Consider the following 21,931-nt stretch of genomic DNA (forward strand, 5'->3'; position numbering starts at 1 on the left):
CAAGGGGACAAGGGGACAAGGGGACAAGGGGACAAGGGGACAAGGGGAGGAAGTGATAACTCAAAACTTTCCCTTAACTCAAAACTCAAAACTCAAAACTTTCTTCTGCCTTCTGCCTTCTGCCTTCTGCCTTCTTACACCCCATTACTTTTATTCTATTTTGTAATTTGTAAAACACCCATGATGCCACCAGCTATCTGATAATGAGTGGCGATCGCAAATCCTGCTTGTTGAGCTAGGTTTACTTGCTGCTGACCTTGGGGAAATTTGTCTAAACTGGGGCTAATATAAGCGTATTCTTCTGTTAAGCCGAACTGTTCAGCAGCCGTAACTACAATATTTTTTAGATACCACTGCTGTAAGTTTTGCATTAGGGGATTATAGGGACGATGGAAGTCGAGAATTGCGGCGGTAGCTCCGGGTTTGAGGACGCGGTATAATGAGCGCAGACATTGGGGAATGTCGGTGACGTTACGCAGTCCATATCCCATTGTGGCGCAGTCAAAATGATTGTCGGGGAAGGGAAGATCGAGAACATCTGCTTCTACCCAGGTAATCGCCAGTGGTGGATAATGATTTTGAGAGCGTTGTTTGGCGATCGCTAACAATCCCGCTGAAAAGTCTACTCCAAACACCTGACCAGTATTTCCCACCTGACGCGCTAAAATTTGGCTGAGATCTCCACTTCCACAACACAAGTCTATACAAGTGTCGCCAGTTTTGGCTTGACTCCATTTGACTGTCATCAGTTTCCAAACTCGATGTTGACCCAGGCTTAACCAATCGTTGAGATTGTCGTAAACTGGAGCAATATTGTTGAAGATGGCTTGAATTTCACTGGCGCGATCGGACATTCGATTTGGGATTTTAGATTTAAGGGTTGCGGGTAAAGTTACAATTATTCAAGTTAAACAGCTTTGGTACTGGTCAGAGCAAGAGCAACTTGTTGAGCAGAAAGATGAATTAATTTAAGTTCATCTTCTCGCAGTTGGCAAGGATTTTTCCATTGCAAGGACATAACTGCCATTACCCGGTCTCGGTAAATAATCGGGACAACAATATGTGCTTGAATACTAGATGCTGAGTAATGATTAACTGCTGACAAGTTAGCATCTGCGGGGACGTTTACCGATCCTTGTAATTGTTTGTTGACGATCGCATCTTTAACTAATGGATCTTCTGCTAACCAATTTTCTACTGGACTATCGGCGCTGTAAACACCTTGAGCGGAATTTAAAGAATTGTTTTCTACTAGTTGCAAAATACAACCATCGGCGGCAAAATTTTCGCCAAAGGCTTGCGCGATCGGTTGTAAAGATTCTTCCACCTTTGTTGCTACTTGGGCTACTTGAACTATCGTGGAAAGTAATGCCATTTGTGCATTAGCACGGCGCAATTCTTCAGTCCGTTGTTTGAGTAATTCGTAAGTTTCGGTAGCACGTTGCACTACTGCTTTGAGTTCTAAAGGGTCCCAAGGTTTAGTGATATACTTATATACTTGTCCTGAATTGATTGCGTCTACTAAATCTTCTATATCAGTGAATCCGGTGAGGATAATTCTTACTGTATCGGGAAATTGAGGTACAGTTTTACTCAAGAATTCTGTCCCTTTCATTTCTGGCATTCGCTGATCGGAGATAATGACAGCGACTTCGCCTTCTGTTGCTAATACTTCCAATGCCTGAATCCCACTTTCCGCTTTCAGGACTTGAAAATCTCGTCGGAAGGTACGATAAAGCAAGTCTAAATTATCCGGTTCATCGTCTACAACCAACATTTTGGCTTTTTTACGTTTTTCTAGACTCATAAGCTGACGACAGATAGTTTCTAATTCTGGAATGGTATTTTCCATAAGACTTGAATCTAATTTTGGCAGTTAATCTAAACTTAGCGATCGCATATTCCTGAATCGTAACAATTATTGCAGTTGAACTAGGCGATCGTTATAGGTGAGTTCAGATTTTTTAATTAACTTGCTCTGTTCTAAACTGAAATTTTAACAAGTAGGTGCGAGTTTAGTAGATAATTTTCTCATTACAGTGGAAGTATTAACAACAAAACCCACTCTTACTTTTACCTTTTGTCATTATGACTGATTTCTCTTCAAATACTCCCAATCCTAACTCCCAACCAACTGATGTTAATGTAGATGGTTTGCTGCTGAGTCTCCGCCGCAAGGAAGGTTCTTGGGTGGAGTGGGGACAAGCTTGCCAATCTCTGCAAAAAGCAGGTTTAAGTTCCCAAAAAATCTTTGAGGAAACTGGCTTTGAACCGATTCACCAAAATCAGGTGATTGTAGCAGCTCAAGTATACATTAGCATGGTGAATGCTGGTGTGTCGGAGCAGGTGCGATCGCATTACGAAAAAACTGGAAGCGATAGTTTGTACGAGTTTCGCATTCTGACTCAACCGGAAAGAGCAGCCGCAGCTACGTTTATGTTAACTCATGGGTTGAATTCTGAGGATGCTAAAGAAGTGGCGAAGGCGATGAAAGAATTTTCGCGCTTTAGAGTTCCGCCTGCTGGGTTTAGCAATAATGCTGGTGATGCAGTAGCTTACCATTATTGGAGGTTAGCGCGACAACAGTCGGATTTACAAGAGCGATCGCGTTTAATTGCTAAAGGGTTAAGATTTGCTCATACTGATGCAGCGAGACAGCAAGTTGAAAAGCTGTTAATTGATTTTAGCGTTACTCCCAAACGTCCGGCTCCGATTTTACCTTTTTATCGGCTGGAAACGGAAGAACAAATGCCTCGTTTGTTACCAGTTGTCGGGAAAATGCCTCTGTCGGTGGCGGATTTAAAAGCGGTGCCTTTGGTTGAAGAAACAGGCCCTTTCCGCATGGTACAATTTTCCGGTCAAGGTGCTTGGGTGGCAATTCCCGGTTGGCAAGTTTTGTTAAAAGCTGAAGATCCTGTGGCGGTTTTGTGCGATCGATCTTTGCTTCCTAATCAAGATCCTAGCTTTACGGAAGAGGTTTTGGTGGTGATAGATCGATCGCAACGAGAATGGGACGATAGTAGTTATTTCGCCTTTGCACAAGGGGAAGTTTTACAATTTCAATGGTTTGAAGAGTCGCCGGAAGAAAGCTTAATTGGTAAGGTGATTCTGATTTTGAATCCTAAGCGGATTTTAGATGAGGATTTGACTAAGGATGTTTGGCAAATTGATGAGTAGTTGTTTGTCATTAGGCTTCTGGTAAGTGTTCGGAATCTTTTTTTAGTACGCAGATGAACACAGATGAACACAGATGGTATATATAAGTTATCTGTTTTTGTCTGAGTTCTTTTTTTAGTACGCAGATGAATGCAGATGAACGCAGATGGTATATATAAGTTATCTGTTTGTGTTTGAGTTCTTTTTTACTTTAATCAATGACCAATAACTAATCACATTTGTACTTTTGATATGGTACGCCGATTCGGTAATAAGCGGCTGAATCTTTGGTGCAGTTAGTTTGCGGGGAAATGGCTAATTTTTCTGGGTAGTTGTCTCGTTTTAATCCAGGTGCAACTATCCAGAAGTTTAAGGGAAGTTTTGGCGTTTTGGGTAATTTAGCGAGACTTTCCCAAACTGTTTGATAACCAGAATTTGCCGAAAGAAAGGCGAATTTTGGACAAGTTTCACCGTTATTTTGGCACAGTTTTGGCTGAAATTTGTCGATTCCTAATGCAAAACTTAGTCCTAATGCTATATCTTGTGTGTCTTTATATGCCATTACTACCATTAAAGGAATCGATGGTTCTTGCAGCATATTTTTTGCTACTCTTTGCGGATTATAAGGTTTTTCAAAAGCTAACCCGTTGACTACAAAAATACAACTAATTAACCCAGCTAATATTAAGTAATTGATAGTCGAGCGCCTTTTATCCCCATCTCTCGCCACTAAACTAGCAGCTAATAATGCACAAAAACTCGGATAATATACAAAATTATAACGCGGTGCAATTGTAATATCTTTACCTAAAATGTAAATAATGACAAATAATTCTAATAGCACAAATATGGTAAAATTGCTTAATGTTAAAGTCGCTAAATTAGTTTTGGAATTTTCCCAAAGTTGTCTCATTCCTTGAACTACTTGCCATCCTAACCAAATCCCAAAAATCAACATTAATATTACCGCCGGAATAGCAATCCAAAGCGGTTGACTTTCTACTGGCAGAATTATTACCATTAATAGCCAACCTACTAAAGTTTGAACAAAAGGAATAATATGTTCTGGTTGCGGTACCCAGTCGGTTTCGGGACGGTTAGAATGTCCAAAAAATACAGGTAGCCAAGGTAAAAAGAATAAGAAAGGTAAGAGAAAAAAGGCAGCGGAAAGTAATAAATACTTGACTTTTGGTTTCGCTTGATAAACTAATACTAAAAGAGTGGCAAGTTCGGCAAGAATGACTAAAACAAAAAAGTAGTGAACGTAAAGACCAATACTATTAATTATTACCCAAGCTAGCCAAACTAATAAACGTCTTTTTTGCTGAAATATATCTTGTTGAATTTGAATTAATGTGATTAATGAAAGGTTAATTAAAAATAGTGGTAAGGTATAATGGCGTGCTTCTTGGGAAAGGTAAATGGCGAAGGGAGAAACTGCCATTAAAGCTGCACCAACTAAACCAGCTTTTTTGCTAAAGGCGATGCGATTCAGATAATATATGGATACGATCGCACTCACCCCAAACAACGCCGGAAGCGATCGCAAAACCCAAATTAAACTATGTTTAACTGAACTATTTAATGAAGATTCTACCCAAGCGTGCATTAAGCAAAAAAACAAAGGTGGATGGGTAGAATATTTAATGATATTTTGAGCTATTGCGGGACAATTGGTAGTAGGATTTAATGTAAAAATTTCCCGAAAACTGTTTAAAGGTAATAACAGATCTAAAGGGACATTTTCGTAGCTTTTTCCCAGGCTAAATAAAGCGGTAATTACTTCATCTAGCCATAATGGTTTTAGTTCTAAATTCCAGAATCTTAAGATTGTTCCTACAACGAGAGCGATCGCTAAACCCAGATAATGACCAGACAATTTCATCCCTTTACCTTGGCAAAATAGAAGGAGGTAAAGGTTTTCTCAAGAAAGTAGCAACTTCCTGCAATAACCACTCTTTTTCCAAAACAGTTAACCCACTACCAAAACGGTGAATGCGAACTCCTTCAATTAAAGCACAGGCTGTTGTTGTCTGCGGAGTTTCATTTTTCCATTTAGCAACCAACTCATCTTCTGGGCGAAAGAAAGTATTTAGTTCCACCCTTTCAATGTGCTTACTTTTCCCTTGAATTTGATAAAACAAGCCGAGAAAAGACCATTTTAATTTAAAGTTTTGGCGATCGATTTCCAATTGTGTACGCCCCAATAATTTAAAAATAGTATCTTTCAGTTTGTTTAAGCCAAACATCATCATAATAATCGAAAACAGTGGGAAAATCCAGAAGAATATGCTGATAAATGTAAAATGGTGGAAAGAAAACAAAACAACTGATGTAATCAGCGAAATCAAAGCAGTAATAAAGTTATAAAAGTCCCAGTATCCCCAACCAAGACGCGGAATTTGTGCAACTAACTTTCTTTCGTTTTTACTAAAGGTAATCCGACTACCAATTGGACGCTGACGTTTCGGTACGAGAACTCCTTGTCCTAATAATACACTTAAAGCTTCTTTAGCTGAGAGAAATCGATCTTCTACTGCTGGTTCTAACAGTTTTTCTAACCAATCACCTAATTCTGTGGAAATTGTTGTTTGGGAACGGAAGTTAATTTTTAATTGCCGAGTAGGGAATTCTGAAGGTGATTTGTGAGTCAATAAAAATAACAAAGTTGCCCCTAAACCATACAAATCTGTGGCGGGATAACCTTGTCCGCGAAATTGTTCTGGTGCCATGTAACCATAAGTACCAACAACTGTACTGCCGCCACTAAATGTAGTTTGGTAAGTGGTTTTTACTGCCCCAAAATCTACTAAAAATATGCCGCCGTCTTTACCTCTAATAATATTCTGTGGTTTGAGATCGCGGTGAATAACTGGTGGTGTAAGTCCGTGTAAATAAGTGAGAATATCTAAAATTTGGCTGGCTAATTGGCGAATTTCGCTTTCTGTGGCGTGCCATCCACTTTGCACTAAGGAAGAAAGCGATCGCCCTTCTACCAATTCTTGCACTAAATAAAAGCTGTGATTGTTTGCCGTTTCTACCTGAAAATAATCTAAATATTTCGGTAAACAAGGATGGTTTAAATTGGACAAAACTAATGCTTCTCTTTCAAAAAGTTCTACAGCTTTCCAGTCTCCCACACGGTTGAGAGAGAGCGATTTAATTGCTACTCTACCTTGGGTTTGCAAATCTTGGGCTTCGTAGGTTGTCCCCATTCCACCTTGTCCCAGGATATTCACAATCCGATAACGTTGGGCAATAATTTCTTCTGGCTGATGCAGCAGTTCCATAAGATTTGTTGTGCTCAGGAGTTGTAAACGATTTTAATATCTCGGTCAATGGTAGAGTCACGTTATAAAATTTTACATTGAATAACCATTGACATATAAAGAATTGTGTGCTAATTGCTAAATGGCAATAACAAAACACAAAAATTTTTCTGATAACATTCCCAATTTTAAGAAAGTTTCCTGAAAACGGCTAATGTAACTTCAACCGGGAGCTAGTTAATTTCGTTTTGTGGTTAAAATTGATGAGTTATAGATAAGTAGAAAGCTACTTATTTGCCGATAATTGAACTAAAATTTGGTGTAATAGTCTAATAGCAGAGAACGTCAACTATTAGCCGGAAAAGTTAGTCTTTAATATTAATTTTGCCTGAATGAACCCCAATATAGAACTAGCCCTACAAAAAATTAGAAATAGCTTGCGATCGGGACAAAGACAAATGGCAGATTGGAAATCTGGCCCTTTGGCGGTGTCAGCGGTTCCTGGTGCGGGAAAATCGACGGGGATGGCGGGCGCAGCTGCGATCGCGATCGCGCGTCACCAACTCCACACTCGCAAGCAATTAGTAGTTGTGACTTTCACCCGTTCCGCAGCTGCTAATATTAAAGCGAAAATCCGCGAATATTTACGCGAAAAATTATCTATACCCCAAACAGGTTTTATCGTTCAAACTTTACATGGTTTAGCATTAAATATTGCGACTCGTTATCCAGATTTATCCGGTTTAAATTTAGATAATCTCACAGTAGTTAATGCTAATCAAAGTCACCGTTTAATTCGTGCTGCTGTTGAAAAGTGGATTATTGATTATCCGCGACAGTTTCAAATTTTAGTCGAAGGCGTGCAATTTGATGGGGAAGAAACGGAAAGATTACGCCGTCAGTCGGTGTTAAGAACGGAAGTTTTACCTGAGTTGGCGAAAACGGTAATTCATGAGGCGAAAAGTTCTGGTTATTTACCGGAACACCTCTGGAAAATTAGCGAAAGAGCGAATGATGGTTATGGGATTTTGACGATCGCAGCTGCACTCTACCAAAATTACCAAGAATTACTCAAATCTCGTGATTTTATCGATTATGATGAAATGATTTTATCCGCTTTGCGAGTTTTGGAAAATCCCAGCGCCAGACGTACTTTACAAAGTCAAGTATTTGCTGTTTTTGAAGATGAAGCCCAGGATTCTTCCCCTTTACAAACCAAACTTTTAGAAATTCTTTCGACAGATCCCGATCGGCCCGACGCACCAGCAAATTTAGTCAGAGTTGGCGACCCAAATCAAGCGATTAATTCCACTTTTACCCCCGCCGATCCGATTTATTTTCGCCGTTTTTGCAATGATTGTGAAAACCAAGATTTATTAGCAACAATGGATCGGGCGGGTCGCAGTAGTCAAGTAATTATTAATGCGGCTAACTTTGTTTTAAGCTGGGTAAATAACTCTAAATTAGCGGGAACAGAACAACCTTTTCGCCCGCAAATGATTTTACCTGTAGATATAAACGATCCGCAACCTGATGCTAATCCTACCCCAGTTGGTCGAGGTTTAGAAATTTATCTTCCTCGTGATACTTACCAAAGTGTGAAGCTAATTGGTCAAAGAATTATCGAACTTTTTGCCGAATTTCCCCAGGAACGTCGATCAGCAGCGGTGTTAGTAAGAACTAACGACCAAGGGCGATTTGTGCATCAACAATTACAGCAGGAATTTGGCAGTCAAATCGAGATTTATGAGGTTGCAGAACGCGATCGACATTCTCACGTTCCTGGCGAAATTTTATCATTGCTGCAATTTCTCGATCGCCCCCATTCCCCCGACTACTTAAAATCCGCCTTAGAAGTATTAGTAATTAGACAATTAATTCCCCCACAAGATTTGAATGCACTTGCTACTTTACCAGAACAATTCCTCTACCCCAGTCCTCTCGATCCTCCCCAATCACAAGATGTCATAAAAGCTAGTAGTTTTTGTCGTAAATTACTCCGCGCCAGATTAGAATTACCCATTTTTCAAATGATTACTTTTTTGGCATTAGCGTTAAATTATGACCAAACAGAATTAGCCACTGCTGACAAATTAGCGGAAAGAATAGCCAGACAAATTGCTGGTTCTTTGTCGATGAATAACATCCTCAATGCTTTAAGTGAAATCGTCACTTCCGAGAGATTTGAACCAGTAGATACCGAAGCAAATGAAAGCCAATATACTCAACCCGGAAGATTAACAATTATCACCATGCACAAAGCCAAAGGGTTAGATTGGGATTATGTTTTTCTGCCTTTTTTACACGCAAATATGATTCCCGGAAATTTGCGTGTACCCACTCCAGCACAATTTTTAGGCAACTTTACTTTAGCAGAAGTCGCCCGTGCCCAAATTCGCGCCAGTCTACATAACGAAGAAGCAGAATTACCAGAAATCATGGATGCTTGGGAACAAGCAGGTTATTTAAAAACAGCTGAAGAATTTCGTCTTTTATATGTAGCGATGACCAGAGGAAAACGATTATTATGGATGTCTGCTGCTCACAAAGCGCCTTTTATTTGGAGTAAACCGCAAAATTTACAAGACCAACCCCCTTGTCCGATTTTACCAGCTTTAATGAGCAAATTTCCCCTATCAGTAATTTCTTTATCGATGATTTCCAGTTAATTAATAGTTAAATCTAATTATTCAGTTAACAAGCTCAGATCTATATGAAAAAAATCTGCAATTTTTCTAGCTTGTTCTGGAGTCATTTTAGCTTGTCCTTGCACAATCTCATCAACTGCAATTTTTGAACCTAACACAACTTGTAAATCAGTGATGCTTTTACCAGACTCTTCTAACAGAAACAAAAGCATCGATCGCGGATTATTCGGCTGATTAGGTTGATAATATTCCTGCTCAAACTTTTCGATTAAAGTAACTAAAAGCTGATATAATTCATCTTCTTCAAGAGTCCGGTTTCGGTGCATTAAATCTTCGACAATAGCTAAAGCTTTCTCATTCTCTGCCTCAGTTTTTATCACTCTAGGAAGATGAGCGACCAATAATTGTTTGTAATTTTCAGGATTAAAAGTAAGGGTCATTTTTCCATTGTTCCTCATCATACTCAGCATGAGTTAATATATATTTAATATAAATTAATTGTCCTTCATAATCTATACTAACAATCAAGCGATATTTATTGCCTTTAATATTAAAAACCGTAAAATTTCCTACTGCCTCCGCTTTAGGAAAAACCAGCTGTACCTCAACTAAATTTGACCAATTAGCTTTACTAGCAATTTTATACCAGTTGCTCAGGGCTTCTTTGCAGTCAGCATGACTTTTTGCGTAATCTCTTAAAGTTTTATAGCTAATTACGTGCATTGTAAATTAAAGTATCATCTTTATCATTAAAATAACCGATAGTAATATAGATACACTTTACATATTTAAATATATTACATTTAGCAATCAGTCTACCAAAATATGAGAAAATAAACAGGCAAAAGAAAAGTAGTCGTTACCTTCCTTTTGCCTGGAACAGCTTTAGCCTTTCTTTGTCTATATTATTTGTAGCATCTGGGTCAGAAACTTAACTTCATCCATTTGGATCACCCAAGTTGGTTAATCTGGCAACGCATCATAGTAAAAGAACTTTCCCACGTCTATATCATCTTAAAGCAGAGGTGATCGCAAGCGATCGCCTCTGCTACCTTACTAAGCCAAATCCTACATTAAAGAACTGCTAATTTTGCAGCAAAATCTCATTAGTAATTTTACAAGCCCGGTAAAACAGAAAATTAATGGTTGTTGGAGAAGGCGCTTTGATTACGCTTGCTTCATAAACAGATAGTAAAAACTTCATTTCTTCCCTAGCAATCTGTCTTAACTGTTGCGAAAGTGCAGCAGCTACAAAAGTGTAAGAGTCTACTGCTTCTGCTAACAAATCTAAAATTTCCTCCGGGTTAGCATCTTGATATTGTAATTCTCGTTCTGCTAAAACCCTCTGTAACTCTAAATTATCCCATGCTTCAGTCACAATTTTTGAATCGAGCAAATTATTAATCATTTCAAGTAATTTGTTGACTCATGTTCAAACCCATACTTTTAAGTTAAAACTTGCTCTAGAAATAAGCCTCATGCTATTGATTCACCTATTTGGGTGATTAGGTAACTCCTCATTGTTCAGTTAGCTACAGCAAAATTCCTGAAATCGCTTAAAAGTTTTCTTGAATCGCTTTGAGGAATGCTTCCGAGTTGGCGATCGCACCAAACACACCACCCTGCATGGTAATCATTTTTAGCGCCGCTAAATAATTGCCATAGTCGGTTGCTCCCGTACAATCAGATAAGACTAAACATTCATAACCGCGATCGTTCGCTTCCCTCATCGTAGTGTGAACGCAAACATCAGTAGTAATTCCAGTTAAAACAATATTTTGAATCCCTTTTTTCCTCAGCAATAAATCCAAATCTGTAGCGTAAAAACTACCTTTTCCTGGCTTATCAATAATCGTTTCTCCTGGTAAAGGTGCCAGTTCGGGAATGATTTCCCATCCCGGCTCACCTCTAACTAATATTTTCCCACAAGGGCCAGGGTCGCCAATTCCCGCACCGATTTGACGACTCCGCCATTGCTTATTTTCGGGCAAATCAGATAAATCAATTCGATGTCCTTCGCGGGTGTGCATGATATGAAAATTCTTAGCGCGAAGTACTTCTAAAACTTTCTTAATTGGTTCAATTGGCGCTCTAGTTAAAGATAAATCATAACCCATCTTATCCACATAACCACCAATCCCACAGAAATCAGTTTGCATATCAATTACTAGCAAAACTGTATTTTCTGGGCGCAAATCCCCATTAAAAGGAAAAGGATAAGGTTCCGATTCTATAAAATATCCCATATTTAGCAATATTTAAGCATCAATTAAGATGTACAAGATTATCATCACATTTTTGGTATCAAAAACCACCTTTTACCAAGTAAATTAATGTAATGGTAAAACAATTACAAATTCTACTCCTTTTCCTCGTACCGAATTACAAGTTAACTGACCTCCATGTTTTTCCACTACAATCTGATGACTAATAGATAAACCTAACCCAGTGCCTTTGCCCAAAGGTTTAGTAGTAAATAAGGGTTCAAAAAGATGGGCTTGTGCTTCTGGTAACATTCCGGGGCCATTATCATGAATCCGAATCAGTATTTTGTCTTCTTTTTCATTAACTTCAGTGTTGATAACGATCTTATTAGGATTTTCTTCTAATTCTGTGTATGAGTAGGCTTGACTATGCTCATCAAAAGCATCAATGGCATTAGAAAGCAGATTCATAAATACCTGATTCAGTTGTCCAGCATAGCATTCTACTAAGGGCAAGTCCCCATATTCTTTAATAATTTCGATCGCAGGACGATTTTCATTAGCTTTGAGACGATGCTTCAAAATCATTAACGTGCTATCAATTCCTTCATGGATATTCACTGCTAATTTGGCATTAGTATCTGCACGAGAGAAAATCCTTAAAGAAACACTAATTTGATTAATTCTCTCGGTTCCAGTTTTCATAGAAGCCACTAAACTGGGTAAGTCTTCCACCAAAAAGTCTAAATCAATTTCTTCAGCATTGCTTTCTATTTCCTCACCAGGATAGGGAAATTCTTGTTGATAAAGATGTAAGTGTTCTAGCAAATCCTCGATATAGTTTTCTGCATGATTGAGATTGGCAGCAATAAAGTTAATCGGATTATTAATTTCATGAGCTACGCCTGCAACTAGTTGTCCAAGAGTAGACATTTTTTCTTTTTGGACTAATTGTAGTTGGGCTTTTTGCAAATCATACATGGCTTGAGTCAGTTCAGCCGTGCGTTCTTCTACTCTTTTTTCTAATTCCTCTGTCAGCTTTTGTAATCTATCTTCAACAGCAATTCGTTCTTTAATTTCTTGTTTTAGTAGTTGATTTTGCTTGGCTAATGATTGTGTTAATTTGCGAATTTTTGAATGTATTTTAATCCGCGCTAATACTTCTTCTTGGCGAAAAGGTTTGGTGATATAATCTACTGCCCCTAAATTCATTCCTTTAACTTTATCTACAGGATCGGCAAGAGCAGTCATAAAAATAATGGGAACTTCACTTGTCAAAGGGTTAGATTTCAGCCTTTGGCAAATTTCAAATCCGTCAGGCCCCGGCATGAGTACATCTAATAAAATTAGATCGGGCAATTCTTCTGTTACTTTGCTAATAGCCGTTTCACCATCTCTGGCAATCCAAACAGTAAATCCAGTTTCTTGCAATAAATCGGAAAGTAACACTAAATTAGTCGGGCTATCATCAATGATTAAGATCACTTCTTGTTCAGGGGATTGAGGCGACATATATTGGCTTCCTGTTTTCACTAATGCACTCTATAAGTTTTTAGTACCCATTTTTTCTTTAGCATTAATCATTACCTCTAGCTCTAGGTGGAAAGTTGTTACTAATCTTAATAGATTTTCTCTGTGTTAGATTTTTTGATCGAGTCGAGTAGCTTGTTCTAAGGCTGTTTTTTCTTTGGCTTTATGAACATATCGCTGTAATTTTGTGGTATCCCAACCTGTCAGGATCGACAAATTCTGTAAATCTATTCCTCTCATTAGCATATCCACGCACCAGGTTTGTTGAGCTTGCTCAATGTTGGGCGGATGTCCTTCTGGGGTGAGTAAATCTGCCGTTAATGCTTGCCACTTCTGGGATAACTCTTGTTCCGAAAATGGGTTGCCATTTTCATTAACAAACAAGGCTGATTGCTGATCTTTGCGACTTTTTAACCACTGAGTTAAGGGATTACGCTGATAGGAACCGTAGCGTTTTCCCATAATCCATTGGTTGAGGGGAACTTGGCGGATATTTTCTTGTGTGATTTGTAAAAGTTGCTGGTGTGTCTCTTTGATGTAGTGCGATCGCTCTAACCTTACCACTTCTGTGGCACTCAATCCCGCCCCAAACAAAACATACATTAACGCATAATCCTGCAATCCTTGTTTTTTGGCACGTTGCAGAATGGAATGCACCAAAGCAGCGGGTAAATCAGCGACTTTCTCAACTGAAACTATGGTTGATTTAGGTGCTTGTGAGACTGCACCATGCAAAAATAGCGTCACCAAATTCTCTAAAAAATCTTCCCGGTTTTGCCAAAGTTCGTGGAACTCGCTGGTAAACTCAATAACCGCATATCCTAACAACATTCCATTAAGCAAACTTGCCAATTTTTCCGCTGGTAAATGAGTCTGCAATTGCCCAGTATTAATCACAGTAGCGAAATATTCCGCAACATAGCGATTCGCTTGGGTAAATCCTTGACCTAGTGCTTCCCGATTTTGGGCGGGATACTGTCCCGACTCTCCAACTACCGATCGCACTACCTCTGGAATCCCCTCCAGTGCTTGCAAACAAGTTGTGGCATACTCTTTGAGTGCTTGATAGATACTACTAGCCTGACTTGCCTGTTGGACTAAATTTTGACCCAAATTAGTAAATATGCCAGCCTCTTCAATTACAGCTAACAACAAACCATGTTTATTCCCAAACTGGCGGAATATCGTCACTTCATTCACATCCGCCAATTCTGCAATCTGCTTAGTAGTCGTATCCGTCACACCCTGAACAGCAAATAACTCCAGTGCTGCATGAACTAAACGCTGTCGAGTTGAATTTCTTTGAGCCGCCATGATTCAAATGTAAGTATCACTTGCAAAAAATACAAATCGTTGGTAGGCTAATCACTGTAAGTACCACTTGCATTCTCTGCTCCTACTGTAACTACTTTCTTAGCAAATTTAAGTTTTAGTTAATGTACATGGGGTTGAGCGAACCAGTTGTGTCTTGTTTGGCACAGGTTAATTTGTGGAGTGTTAAATAAGGATATTTATGACTTCGGATGCGATAAAAACCGCCCCAGAAAATGGGGAGCCTTTAAAATTAAGTTGGACGAGTGTGGTGTTTTTTGGGGCAGTTCATGCGATCGCTCTTTCTGCGCCTTGGTTCTTCTCTTGGTCTGCTTTAGGAGTAACAATATTTCTCCACTGGTTGTTTGGTAGTATTGGGATCTGCTTAGGGTATCACCGCCTATTAACTCACCGCAGTTTTCAGGTGCCTAAGCCTGTGGAATATGCCATCACTCTCATTGGTGCTCTCGCATTGCAAGGCGGGCCAATCTTTTGGGTAGCCGGACATCGACTACATCACCTCCACACCGAAGATGTTGACAAAGACCCTTATTCGGCTCGTCGTGGGTTCTGGTGGAGCCATATGCTCTGGTTATTTTACCCACGTCAAGAATTTTTTGAATATGAAAAGTATAAACAGTTCGCCCCTGATTTAGTCAAAGATCCTTTTTACCGCTGGTTAAATAACTATTTTCTCCTACTTCAGATTCCCGTAGGGATTCTCCTATATATTCTGGGCGGTTGGTCTTTTGTCATTTATGGAGTATTTCTCCGAGCAGTGTTGCTCTGGCATAGCACCTGGTTGATTAACTCTGCTACACACATGGCAGGGTATCGCACATTTGAATCGAATGACAATTCTGGAAATCTTTGGTGGGCAGCCATCCTCACCTACGGCGAAGGTTGGCACAACAACCACCACGCCTACCCCAATGTCGCCAAAGCCGGATGGAAATGGTGGGAACTTGATATGACTTGGTGGTCAATTAAAGTTTTGCAACTGCTAGGATTAGCCAGAAAAGTTATCCTACCACCTCAAACCGCAACAGAGTAACAAGGGGACAAGGGGACAAGGAGACAAGGAGACAAGGAGACAAATTTATTTCTTCTCTGCTCCTCTGCTCCTCTGCTCCTCTGCTCCCCTGCCCCTCTGCCTTGAGCTATTTTTAAGTTCTGTTTAAGTTCAGTATTTTCTCTAGTCCTGTGCTAGTCTATATGAAAGGATTATTTTCGGTTGTCATTCGTTTTATGTTTATAAGCGTCTCTCCGAATCTAAGTCTCTTCAATGTTTGATTCTGGAGAATCTAGGTTATGTCAATTTATGTCGGCAATCTATCCTACCAAGTAACGCAGGATGATCTGACTCACGTATTTGCAGAATACGGCACAGTTAAGCGTGTTCAGTTGCCAACAGACCGAGAAACAGGTCGCTTACGCGGCTTTGGCTTTATTGAAATGGAAACCGAAGCAGAAGAAACAGCTGCGATCGAAGCCTTAGATGGAGCCGAATGGATGGGTCGTGACCTGAAGGTTAACAAAGCAAGACCTCGTGAAGAACGCGGTAATGGCGGCGGTAATAGAAGTGGTGGCGGCGGCGGTTGGGGAAACAATCGCGGCGGCGGTAATCGCCGTTTCTAAGCCCTGCACTGAAGATTAAAATTTTCTAATCTTGAGGGTAGGTGGTTTTACCTACCCTCAAGCTTATGTTTGCGAGTTTGCCCAATTAGTCAAAAAGGAAGATCGGATGGCTCAAGTAATTATTGGTGAAAATGAAGGAATTGAGTCAGGATTGCGTCGATTCAAGCGCAAAGTTTCTCAAGCAGGGATTTTTCCTGATATGAAAAAGAATCGTCACTTTGAAACACCCCTAGAGAAACGCAAGCGCAAAGCAATAGCTAACAGTAAGCAGGGAAAAAGGCGTTCCCGTCGTTAATTTCGGAGTCTTACTCTTGCCAAAGGGCAATTCCGCCTAATATCCCGGAAACGTTAGGAACAATTTTTACGTTTGCTGGGAGTTCAAAGGTAATTTTACTGGTGTTGCCACCACCAATATAAAGGTAGTCGTAATTAAAAGCGTACTCTAAGGAAGCGATCGCTTTTTCTAAACGACTATTCCATTTTTTCTTGCCAATTTTGTCTAAAGTAGCACGACCTAATTGTTGTTCGTAAGTTTGATCTTTACGAAAGCAATGGTGTCCGAGTTCCAAATTTGGCACAAGTTTGCCATCTACAAACAAAGCGGAACCAAAACCTGTCCCTAAAGTAACTACTAATTCTACGCCTTGACGAGAAATTGCCCCTAAACCTTGAATATCTGCATCGTTAGCTACGCGCACAGGTTTTCCCAATTTCTCAGATAGGGTAGTTGCTAAGTCAAAGTTAATCCAATCTGGGTCAAGGTTAACAGCTGTACCAATGACACCTTTTCTTACTACTCCCGGAAATCCTACTGATATACGATCGAATTTACCTTTACTCTCAGCTAATTGAGCGATCGCATCAATTACCACATCTGGTTTTGCTGGCTGTGGTGTATCCACACGGTAGCGTTCAGTAAGTGGCGTACCATCTGCATTCAATACCATCGCTTTAATCCCACTACCACCAATATCTATTGATAATGTAGTAATATTTCCGTTCTGCTGGTTCATTTTCCTTTTGCCTTCTTTCTTCCTTCTGCCTCCCTAGACTAGCTAGTTTTGAGTAGTCAACGCTCCTGGTACGCCGCTAAGAGTACGTTTGGGAGAACAAGTGATTATCATGATTAGCAAAGTCAAAATGTAAGGTGAAGCATTAAACAAATAATAATAACCTGTTACACCTACTGATTGTAAAGCAGGGCCGATCGCCTGCGACCCGCCAAACAGCAATGAGGCATATAAACACTGTACCGGATTCCAACGCGCAAAAATCACCAAAGCAACTGCCATTAACCCTTGACCGCTAGAAATCCTTTCTGTCCAACTACCAGGGTAATAAAGAGATAGGTAAGCGCCACCAATTCCTGCGAGAAAACTACCAGCAATAATTGCCAACATTCTCACTTTATTTACCGAAATTCCCATTGCTTTAGCTGCTTCAGGACTATCACCAACGGCACGAATAAATAAACCCCAACGAGTTGAACGGAAAAACCATTGCATTAAAGGTGCGATCGCTAATCCTAAAATAAACAAAGGACTAATTTGCAACGCTGCTTTTACTGAAGGAATATCGCTCCAATTTCCTAATTCTATAGCAGGTAATCGTGGTGCAACTGGTTGAATGAAAGGTTTACCAAAGAAAAAGGCAATCCCACTCCCAAAAATAATCATTGCAATCCCTACTGCAATATCATTTACTTTTGGTTGTTGCACTAAAAAAGCATGAATTAAACCCAAAAACATTCCTGCTACGCCAGCCATCAAAACACCTAACCAAGGCGATCCGGTAAGGTAAGATGTAGCATAAGCACTCATAGCACCTAACAGCAAAGTTCCTTCTAAACCCAGATTAATTTTGCCGCTTTTTTCCGTTAAGCATTCACCCAAACTTACAAAAAGAAACGGGGCGCTACCACGAATTGTTCCGGCAATAATTGCTAGGGGAACTCCCCACCATCCAATAGTTTCTGTTGCCATATTCTGATTTTAGATTTTGGATTAATTTATAACGAAACCCAGTCCCCTGTCCCCAGTACCCCTAATTACACTTGGGTTGTGAGATTTTTGCTTGCTTGTTGCCGGAAACTTGGTTTAAAAAAGGGCAAGCGTCCGTAAAGTGATTCGCTGTATAAAATCACTAGAAATACAATACCTTGAAATACTAAAACCGTCGCATCTGGTAAATTATGCGACCTTTGCAGAATTCCGCCACTGGCGAGAATTCCTCCCAGTAGAATTGAAACTAAAACTGCTGCAAGTGGGTTATGTCTAGCGATAAATGCGACTAAAATTCCACTGTAACCGTAATTAGAATTTAATGATTCATTAGCCCGACCGTGCACGGCGGCGACTTCTGCCATTCCTGCTAAACCTGCACAGGAACCTGCTAAAAAACAGATAATTAATGTGAGTTTTCCTACAGGTAATCCAGCTATTTTAGCTGCTCGAATGTTACCACCAACTGTGCGGACTGCAAAACCGAAAGTAGTCCTTTGAATTAAAAAGTAAGCGATTAAGCAAGCAATTATGCCGTAAATCAACCCGTAATGAATGCGCGTTCCGGGAAGATTTCCCAACATATTAATGTCTAAAATTGGATAACTAGAAGGTTTGTTTAAACTGCTGGGATCGCGCATCGGCCCACCTACTAGTTCATTGAGAATTGCGATCGCAATATAATTCAATAACAGGCTGCTAATTGTTTCATTAACTCCCCGATAATAGCGTAAAGCGCCTACAGCCATAATCCATAAACCGCCAGCAATTATACTGGCGATCGCCATTGCTGATTGCACTGCGAATGGTGGTAGAGTGGCGATCGCTAATCCCATTGCTACAGCTGCCAATCCCCCAATCACAAGTGCCCCTTCATTCCCAATAATTATTAACCCCAACTGAGCAGGTAAAGCCGTACAAAGGGAACTTAGCATCAAAGGTGCGGCTCGAATTAACGTATTTTGAAAAGAATACCAACTTCCAAATGCAGCTTTGTAAATTGAGCCATAAACCTCAAATGGATTAGCTCCCGCAGCTGCACAAAATATACCAAATATGAACAATGAAAAGATTAGTGCAGCTAAGGGAATAAAAATCTTTTCTAGTTTTACTTGCCAATTTTGTAATAACACCCACTACCCTCCTACCCAATTAGTAAATTTATTTAACTGGTAATACTTCCGGTGACACCCTCTACTAACCAATTCATTTTTTCTAATTCAATATCCTGTTGTTTGTATTCTTTTCCTGCTGGCAAAATTACTTTACCTGTATTATCTTTCAATTCTCCTTTGTAAATTACCATACTGCCATCCATAAACTTGGCTTTTGTTGCTTCCGCATCTTTTTTTGCTGCTTCACTAACAGCAGGGCCATAATTAGATAATTTACAAAAACCTTCCTTTAATCCACCCCGCACTACATGGAGAATTCCTCCATTCATCAAAGTTTTCTCTTCACTAATCATTTGAGCGTATTTACTATATACGCTTGTCCAATCCCATTCTGCGCCTGTCAGATATCCTTTAGGTGCTAATTTAGCCTGATTAGTATGATATCCAGAACAAAAAATTCCCCGTTTTTCCGCCGTTTCCATTATCACTTTAGGACTGTCTACATGACAGGTAATTACATCTACACCTTGGTCAATCATACTATTAGTAGCTTCGGCTTCTTTCACAGGTAAAGACCAATCACCTGTAAAAATAACTTGTGTAGTGATATTTGGTTTAATAGTTCTAGCACCTAAAGTAAAACTATTGACATTTCTTAGTAGTTGAGGAATCGGTTTAGCAGCAACAAATCCTAGTTTTCCAGTTTTAGATGTGTGAGCAGCAATAATACCTGCTATATATTGAGCTTCATCAATATAACCAAAGTAGCTTCCAATATTTTTCGGGTGTTTACCTTCTTCGTAAAGTCCCCCGCAATGTAAAAATTGGACTTCTGGGTATTCTTGAGCAACTTTAATAATATGCGGATCGAAGTAACCAAAAGAAGTAGGAAATAAGATGTTTACTCCATCCTGATTAATCATATTTCTCATGGTTTCTTGGACTGCTATAGTTTCTGGGACATTCGCTTCTTCCACAGTTTTTACTCCTGCTATTTTGGCAACCCCTTCTTTTCCTTCTGCGTGTGCTTGATTGTAACCAAAATCATCTTTGGGGCCAACATAAATAAACCCCATTACTATTGGTTTAGTTGTACCCCCAGGAGAATTAGTACCAGTTGAATTAGGAGAATTGGTAGGATTTTGTTGTGCCGTTGGTGTACATCCAGTCCATAGTTTTGATGTGACTCCGAAGGCGGTAATTGTTAAAATACCTCGGATAACTTTCCGGCGATTTAAGTAAGATGAGCGGTTGGTAGACATTTGATTTTAGATTTTAGATTTTAGATTTTAGATTTCACAGTACTTTACAGTATTTACCATGCAAATAGATTGAAGCACTGCACAAATAGGGGTTTTGTAATTAAGTATACATTTTTCCGAAAATTATGTTTTATTATCAGTAATATTGGCAATATAAGTTCGCCAACTTCCCAAATTCGTAATTTCTAGCTTTCCTTCGCAAATTATAGGTTCTCCCAAAACTCCCAAAACTTCTTGTCCATCCGATAGACGGACTTTCCCTATGCACAAACCAGGTGGTTCTTGTAATAAAATTGTGGTAATTCCTGTGCTAGGAACTGCCCAAACTTCGAGAGCGATCGCACTTCCCCCACTACTAACTCGAATCATTGCTGGATGGCGATCGTCAATTGACCAAAGTCGATAATTTGGCTCTGTAAAAGCTTCTCTGACAAAAGTAGCTCCCACAGCTAATAGGTTAGGATTTAGTTCTAAACCCCGCATTAATGTACCATTAACAGCTAGAAGTATATTTTCCATGTATTATGGTCTCTATTCCTGCACAACCTTACAATTATGAATTGGTGAGTTTAAACAATGTGGCGCTGGTAATTATAGATATGCAGCGCGACTTTTTGGAGCCTGGAGGCTTTGGCGCAGCTTTAGGAAATGATGTTAGCAGATTGCGATCGATTATACCAGTATTAAAACAATTATTAACAACTTTCCGACAACTAAACTTACCAATTATTTATACAATTGAAGGCCATAAATCCGACCTTTCCGATTGTCCACCTGCCAAAATTAACCGAGGAAACTGTGAATTAAAAATCGGAGATATCGGCCTATTAGGAAGAATTTTAGTATTAGGTGAACCAGGAAATGCCATTATTCCAGAATTAGAACCATTACCAGGAGAAATAATTATAAATAAACCGGGGAAAGGTGCTTTTTATAGCACAAATTTACAGGCGAAATTGAGCGAACAAAAAATCACTCATTTAATTTTTACCGGAGTGACCACAGAAGTTTGCGTGCAAACAACTATGCGCGAAGCAAACGATCGCGGATTTGAATGTTTGTTAATTGAAGATGCTACTGAAAGTTACTTTCCCGAATTTAAACAAGCAACCATAGAAATGATTCGCTCCCAAGGAGGAATTGTTGGCTGGACAACAAAAGCCGAAAACCTTTTACAAGCTATGGGAAACTTAAGTCTCAGCATCAAATGATTGAGTAATTGAAAATAGGTAGAAAGCTAAATATAAAACTCTCTCCCCATCCCCCCATCTCCCCCAGGGCTAATTCATGGTCATCAAATAAAATTAACCGGATGGGGGGACAAGGGGACAAGGAGACAAGGGGACAAGGGGAAAGATGATTTTTCCGTTGTTTGCATTATCTCTCCTTCACAAATCAATTTCTCCGTTGAAAATGAATTAGCCCTGCCCATCTCCCTACCTCCCGCCTTGGCGGAATAGCCAAAGCAGTGGTACAATTGTAGATTGTGTCGATTAAGTAAAACTTTTATCAACCCATGCCAAAAGTAAAAACTCGCAGGTCTGCGGCAAAACGCTTCAGAACAACGGGAAGTGGCAAGATTGTCCGTCGTCGAGCTTTCAAAAACCACTTGTTACAGCACAAGACTACCAAGCGCAAGCGCGATTTATCCAAGCTGACATTAGTAGACGAGCGTGACGAAGGTAACGTGCGTCTCATGCTGCCATACTTGTAAGTTGGACATGGTTCATGGATCGTGACCATGAACTATTAAACCAACCCAATAGCAAATCTCATCCAAAAAATCAAGAACGAGTCA

The 21,931-nt window shown here is 39.7% G+C and carries 22 protein-coding genes; 7 read left to right on the forward strand and 15 right to left on the reverse strand.

The window, feature by feature from the left end:
• Positions 1-155 precede the first annotated feature (155 nt).
• Entirely contained in the window at positions 156-854 is a 699-nt protein-coding gene (gene ubiE / locus IQ264_RS20855) for a bifunctional demethylmenaquinone methyltransferase/2-methoxy-6-polyprenyl-1,4-benzoquinol methylase UbiE (RefSeq protein ID WP_193982728.1), read from the reverse strand.
• 53 nt (positions 855-907) lie between these two features.
• On the reverse strand, positions 908-1,852 hold the full coding sequence (locus tag IQ264_RS20860) for a response regulator (RefSeq protein ID WP_193982729.1): 945 nt from the start codon (positions 1,850-1,852) through the stop codon (positions 908-910).
• A 236-nt stretch (positions 1,853-2,088) separates the two neighbouring features.
• Here IQ264_RS20860 and IQ264_RS20865 point away from each other — a divergent pair, with 236 nt between their 5' ends.
• Entirely contained in the window at positions 2,089-3,177 is a 1,089-nt protein-coding gene (locus IQ264_RS20865; protein ID WP_193982730.1) for a RuBisCO accumulation factor 1, read from the forward strand.
• Positions 3,178-3,385: 208 nt separating this feature from the next.
• Here the strand turns inward: IQ264_RS20865 and IQ264_RS20870 are convergent, their stop codons facing one another.
• Together IQ264_RS20870 and IQ264_RS20875 are read right to left on the reverse strand one after the other, a co-directional pair.
• Positions 3,386-5,041, reverse strand: a complete 1,656-nt coding sequence (locus tag IQ264_RS20870) for a glycosyltransferase family 39 protein (RefSeq protein ID WP_193982731.1) — start codon at positions 5,039-5,041, stop codon at positions 3,386-3,388.
• A 4-nt stretch (positions 5,042-5,045) separates the two neighbouring features.
• Complete coding sequence (locus IQ264_RS20875) at positions 5,046-6,446, reverse strand: serine/threonine protein kinase (RefSeq protein WP_193982732.1); 1,401 nt, start codon at positions 6,444-6,446, stop codon at positions 5,046-5,048.
• A gap of 371 nt (positions 6,447-6,817) precedes the next feature.
• On the opposite strand from IQ264_RS20875, the gene IQ264_RS20880 reads away from it, so the two are divergent.
• The gene (locus tag IQ264_RS20880; RefSeq protein WP_193982733.1) at positions 6,818-9,094 is read left to right on the forward strand and encodes an ATP-dependent helicase; all 2,277 of its coding nucleotides are present in this window, start codon (positions 6,818-6,820) and stop codon (positions 9,092-9,094) included.
• A gap of 17 nt (positions 9,095-9,111) precedes the next feature.
• On the opposite strand, the gene IQ264_RS20885 is transcribed toward IQ264_RS20880, so the two are convergent.
• The 6 genes from IQ264_RS20885 to IQ264_RS20910 all read right to left on the reverse strand — a co-directional run bounded on the left by IQ264_RS20885 (position 9,112) and on the right by IQ264_RS20910 (position 14,121).
• Positions 9,112-9,513, reverse strand: coding sequence for a helix-turn-helix domain-containing protein (locus IQ264_RS20885; RefSeq protein WP_193982734.1), 402 nt, complete (start codon positions 9,511-9,513; stop codon positions 9,112-9,114).
• Entirely contained in the window at positions 9,497-9,796 is a 300-nt protein-coding gene (locus IQ264_RS20890) for a type II toxin-antitoxin system HigB family toxin (protein ID WP_193982735.1), read from the reverse strand. Before IQ264_RS20890 ends, IQ264_RS20885 begins: the two co-directional genes overlap by 17 nt.
• 361 nt (positions 9,797-10,157) lie before the next feature.
• Entirely contained in the window at positions 10,158-10,481 is a 324-nt protein-coding gene (locus tag IQ264_RS20895) for a hypothetical protein (RefSeq protein ID WP_193982736.1), read from the reverse strand.
• A gap of 148 nt (positions 10,482-10,629) precedes the next feature.
• Positions 10,630-11,319 carry a cysteine hydrolase family protein gene (locus tag IQ264_RS20900; RefSeq protein WP_193982737.1) on the reverse strand — a complete coding sequence of 230 codons (690 nt, stop codon included), beginning with the start codon at positions 11,317-11,319 and terminating at the stop codon, positions 10,630-10,632.
• 84 nt (positions 11,320-11,403) lie between these two features.
• Entirely contained in the window at positions 11,404-12,789 is a 1,386-nt protein-coding gene (locus IQ264_RS20905; RefSeq protein ID WP_193982738.1) for a hybrid sensor histidine kinase/response regulator, read from the reverse strand.
• Between the two features lie 126 nt (positions 12,790-12,915).
• The gene (locus IQ264_RS20910) at positions 12,916-14,121 is read right to left on the reverse strand and encodes a TetR family transcriptional regulator (RefSeq protein ID WP_193982739.1); all 1,206 of its coding nucleotides are present in this window, start codon (positions 14,119-14,121) and stop codon (positions 12,916-12,918) included.
• A 199-nt stretch (positions 14,122-14,320) separates the two neighbouring features.
• Here IQ264_RS20910 and IQ264_RS20915 point away from each other — a divergent pair, with 199 nt between their 5' ends.
• The 3 genes from IQ264_RS20915 (at position 14,321) to rpsU (ending at position 16,051) form a co-directional block, all read left to right on the forward strand.
• Positions 14,321-15,172 carry an acyl-CoA desaturase gene (locus IQ264_RS20915; RefSeq protein ID WP_193982740.1) on the forward strand — a complete coding sequence of 284 codons (852 nt, stop codon included), beginning with the start codon at positions 14,321-14,323 and terminating at the stop codon, positions 15,170-15,172.
• A 257-nt stretch (positions 15,173-15,429) separates the two neighbouring features.
• Complete coding sequence (locus tag IQ264_RS20920) at positions 15,430-15,756, forward strand: RNA recognition motif domain-containing protein (protein WP_193982741.1); 327 nt, start codon at positions 15,430-15,432, stop codon at positions 15,754-15,756.
• Positions 15,757-15,862: 106 nt separating this feature from the next.
• Complete coding sequence (rpsU, locus tag IQ264_RS20925; protein WP_073594016.1) at positions 15,863-16,051, forward strand: 30S ribosomal protein S21; 189 nt, start codon at positions 15,863-15,865, stop codon at positions 16,049-16,051.
• A gap of 10 nt (positions 16,052-16,061) precedes the next feature.
• Here the strand turns inward: rpsU and IQ264_RS20930 are convergent, their stop codons facing one another.
• The 5 genes from IQ264_RS20930 to IQ264_RS20950 form a co-directional block, all read right to left on the reverse strand.
• A complete protein-coding gene (locus IQ264_RS20930) occupies positions 16,062-16,769 on the reverse strand; it encodes an ROK family protein (protein ID WP_193982742.1) in 708 nt (235 codons plus the stop codon).
• Positions 16,770-16,811: 42 nt separating this feature from the next.
• On the reverse strand, positions 16,812-17,738 hold the full coding sequence (locus IQ264_RS20935; protein ID WP_193982743.1) for an ABC transporter permease: 927 nt from the start codon (positions 17,736-17,738) through the stop codon (positions 16,812-16,814).
• A gap of 65 nt (positions 17,739-17,803) precedes the next feature.
• A complete protein-coding gene (locus tag IQ264_RS20940; protein ID WP_193982744.1) occupies positions 17,804-18,889 on the reverse strand; it encodes an ABC transporter permease in 1,086 nt (361 codons plus the stop codon).
• A gap of 32 nt (positions 18,890-18,921) precedes the next feature.
• Positions 18,922-20,133, reverse strand: a complete 1,212-nt coding sequence (locus tag IQ264_RS20945) for a BMP family ABC transporter substrate-binding protein (protein WP_193982745.1) — start codon at positions 20,131-20,133, stop codon at positions 18,922-18,924.
• Between the two features lie 123 nt (positions 20,134-20,256).
• Positions 20,257-20,652 (reverse strand): glutamyl-tRNA amidotransferase, encoded by a 396-nt coding sequence (locus IQ264_RS20950; protein ID WP_193982746.1) that lies wholly within the window; start codon positions 20,650-20,652, stop codon positions 20,257-20,259.
• 5 nt (positions 20,653-20,657) lie between these two features.
• Between IQ264_RS20950 and IQ264_RS20955 the strand changes: the two genes are divergently transcribed.
• Positions 20,658-21,344 carry a cysteine hydrolase family protein gene (locus IQ264_RS20955; protein WP_193982747.1) on the forward strand — a complete coding sequence of 229 codons (687 nt, stop codon included), beginning with the start codon at positions 20,658-20,660 and terminating at the stop codon, positions 21,342-21,344.
• Positions 21,345-21,649: 305 nt separating this feature from the next.
• Positions 21,650-21,847, forward strand: a complete 198-nt coding sequence (rpmI, locus tag IQ264_RS20960) for a 50S ribosomal protein L35 (RefSeq protein ID WP_073594009.1) — start codon at positions 21,650-21,652, stop codon at positions 21,845-21,847.
• Positions 21,848-21,931 lie beyond the last annotated feature (84 nt).

It is taken from the genome of [Phormidium] sp. LEGE 05292, from assembly GCF_015207735.1.
GTDB lineage: Bacteria > Cyanobacteriota > Cyanobacteriia > Cyanobacteriales > Aerosakkonemataceae > Floridanema.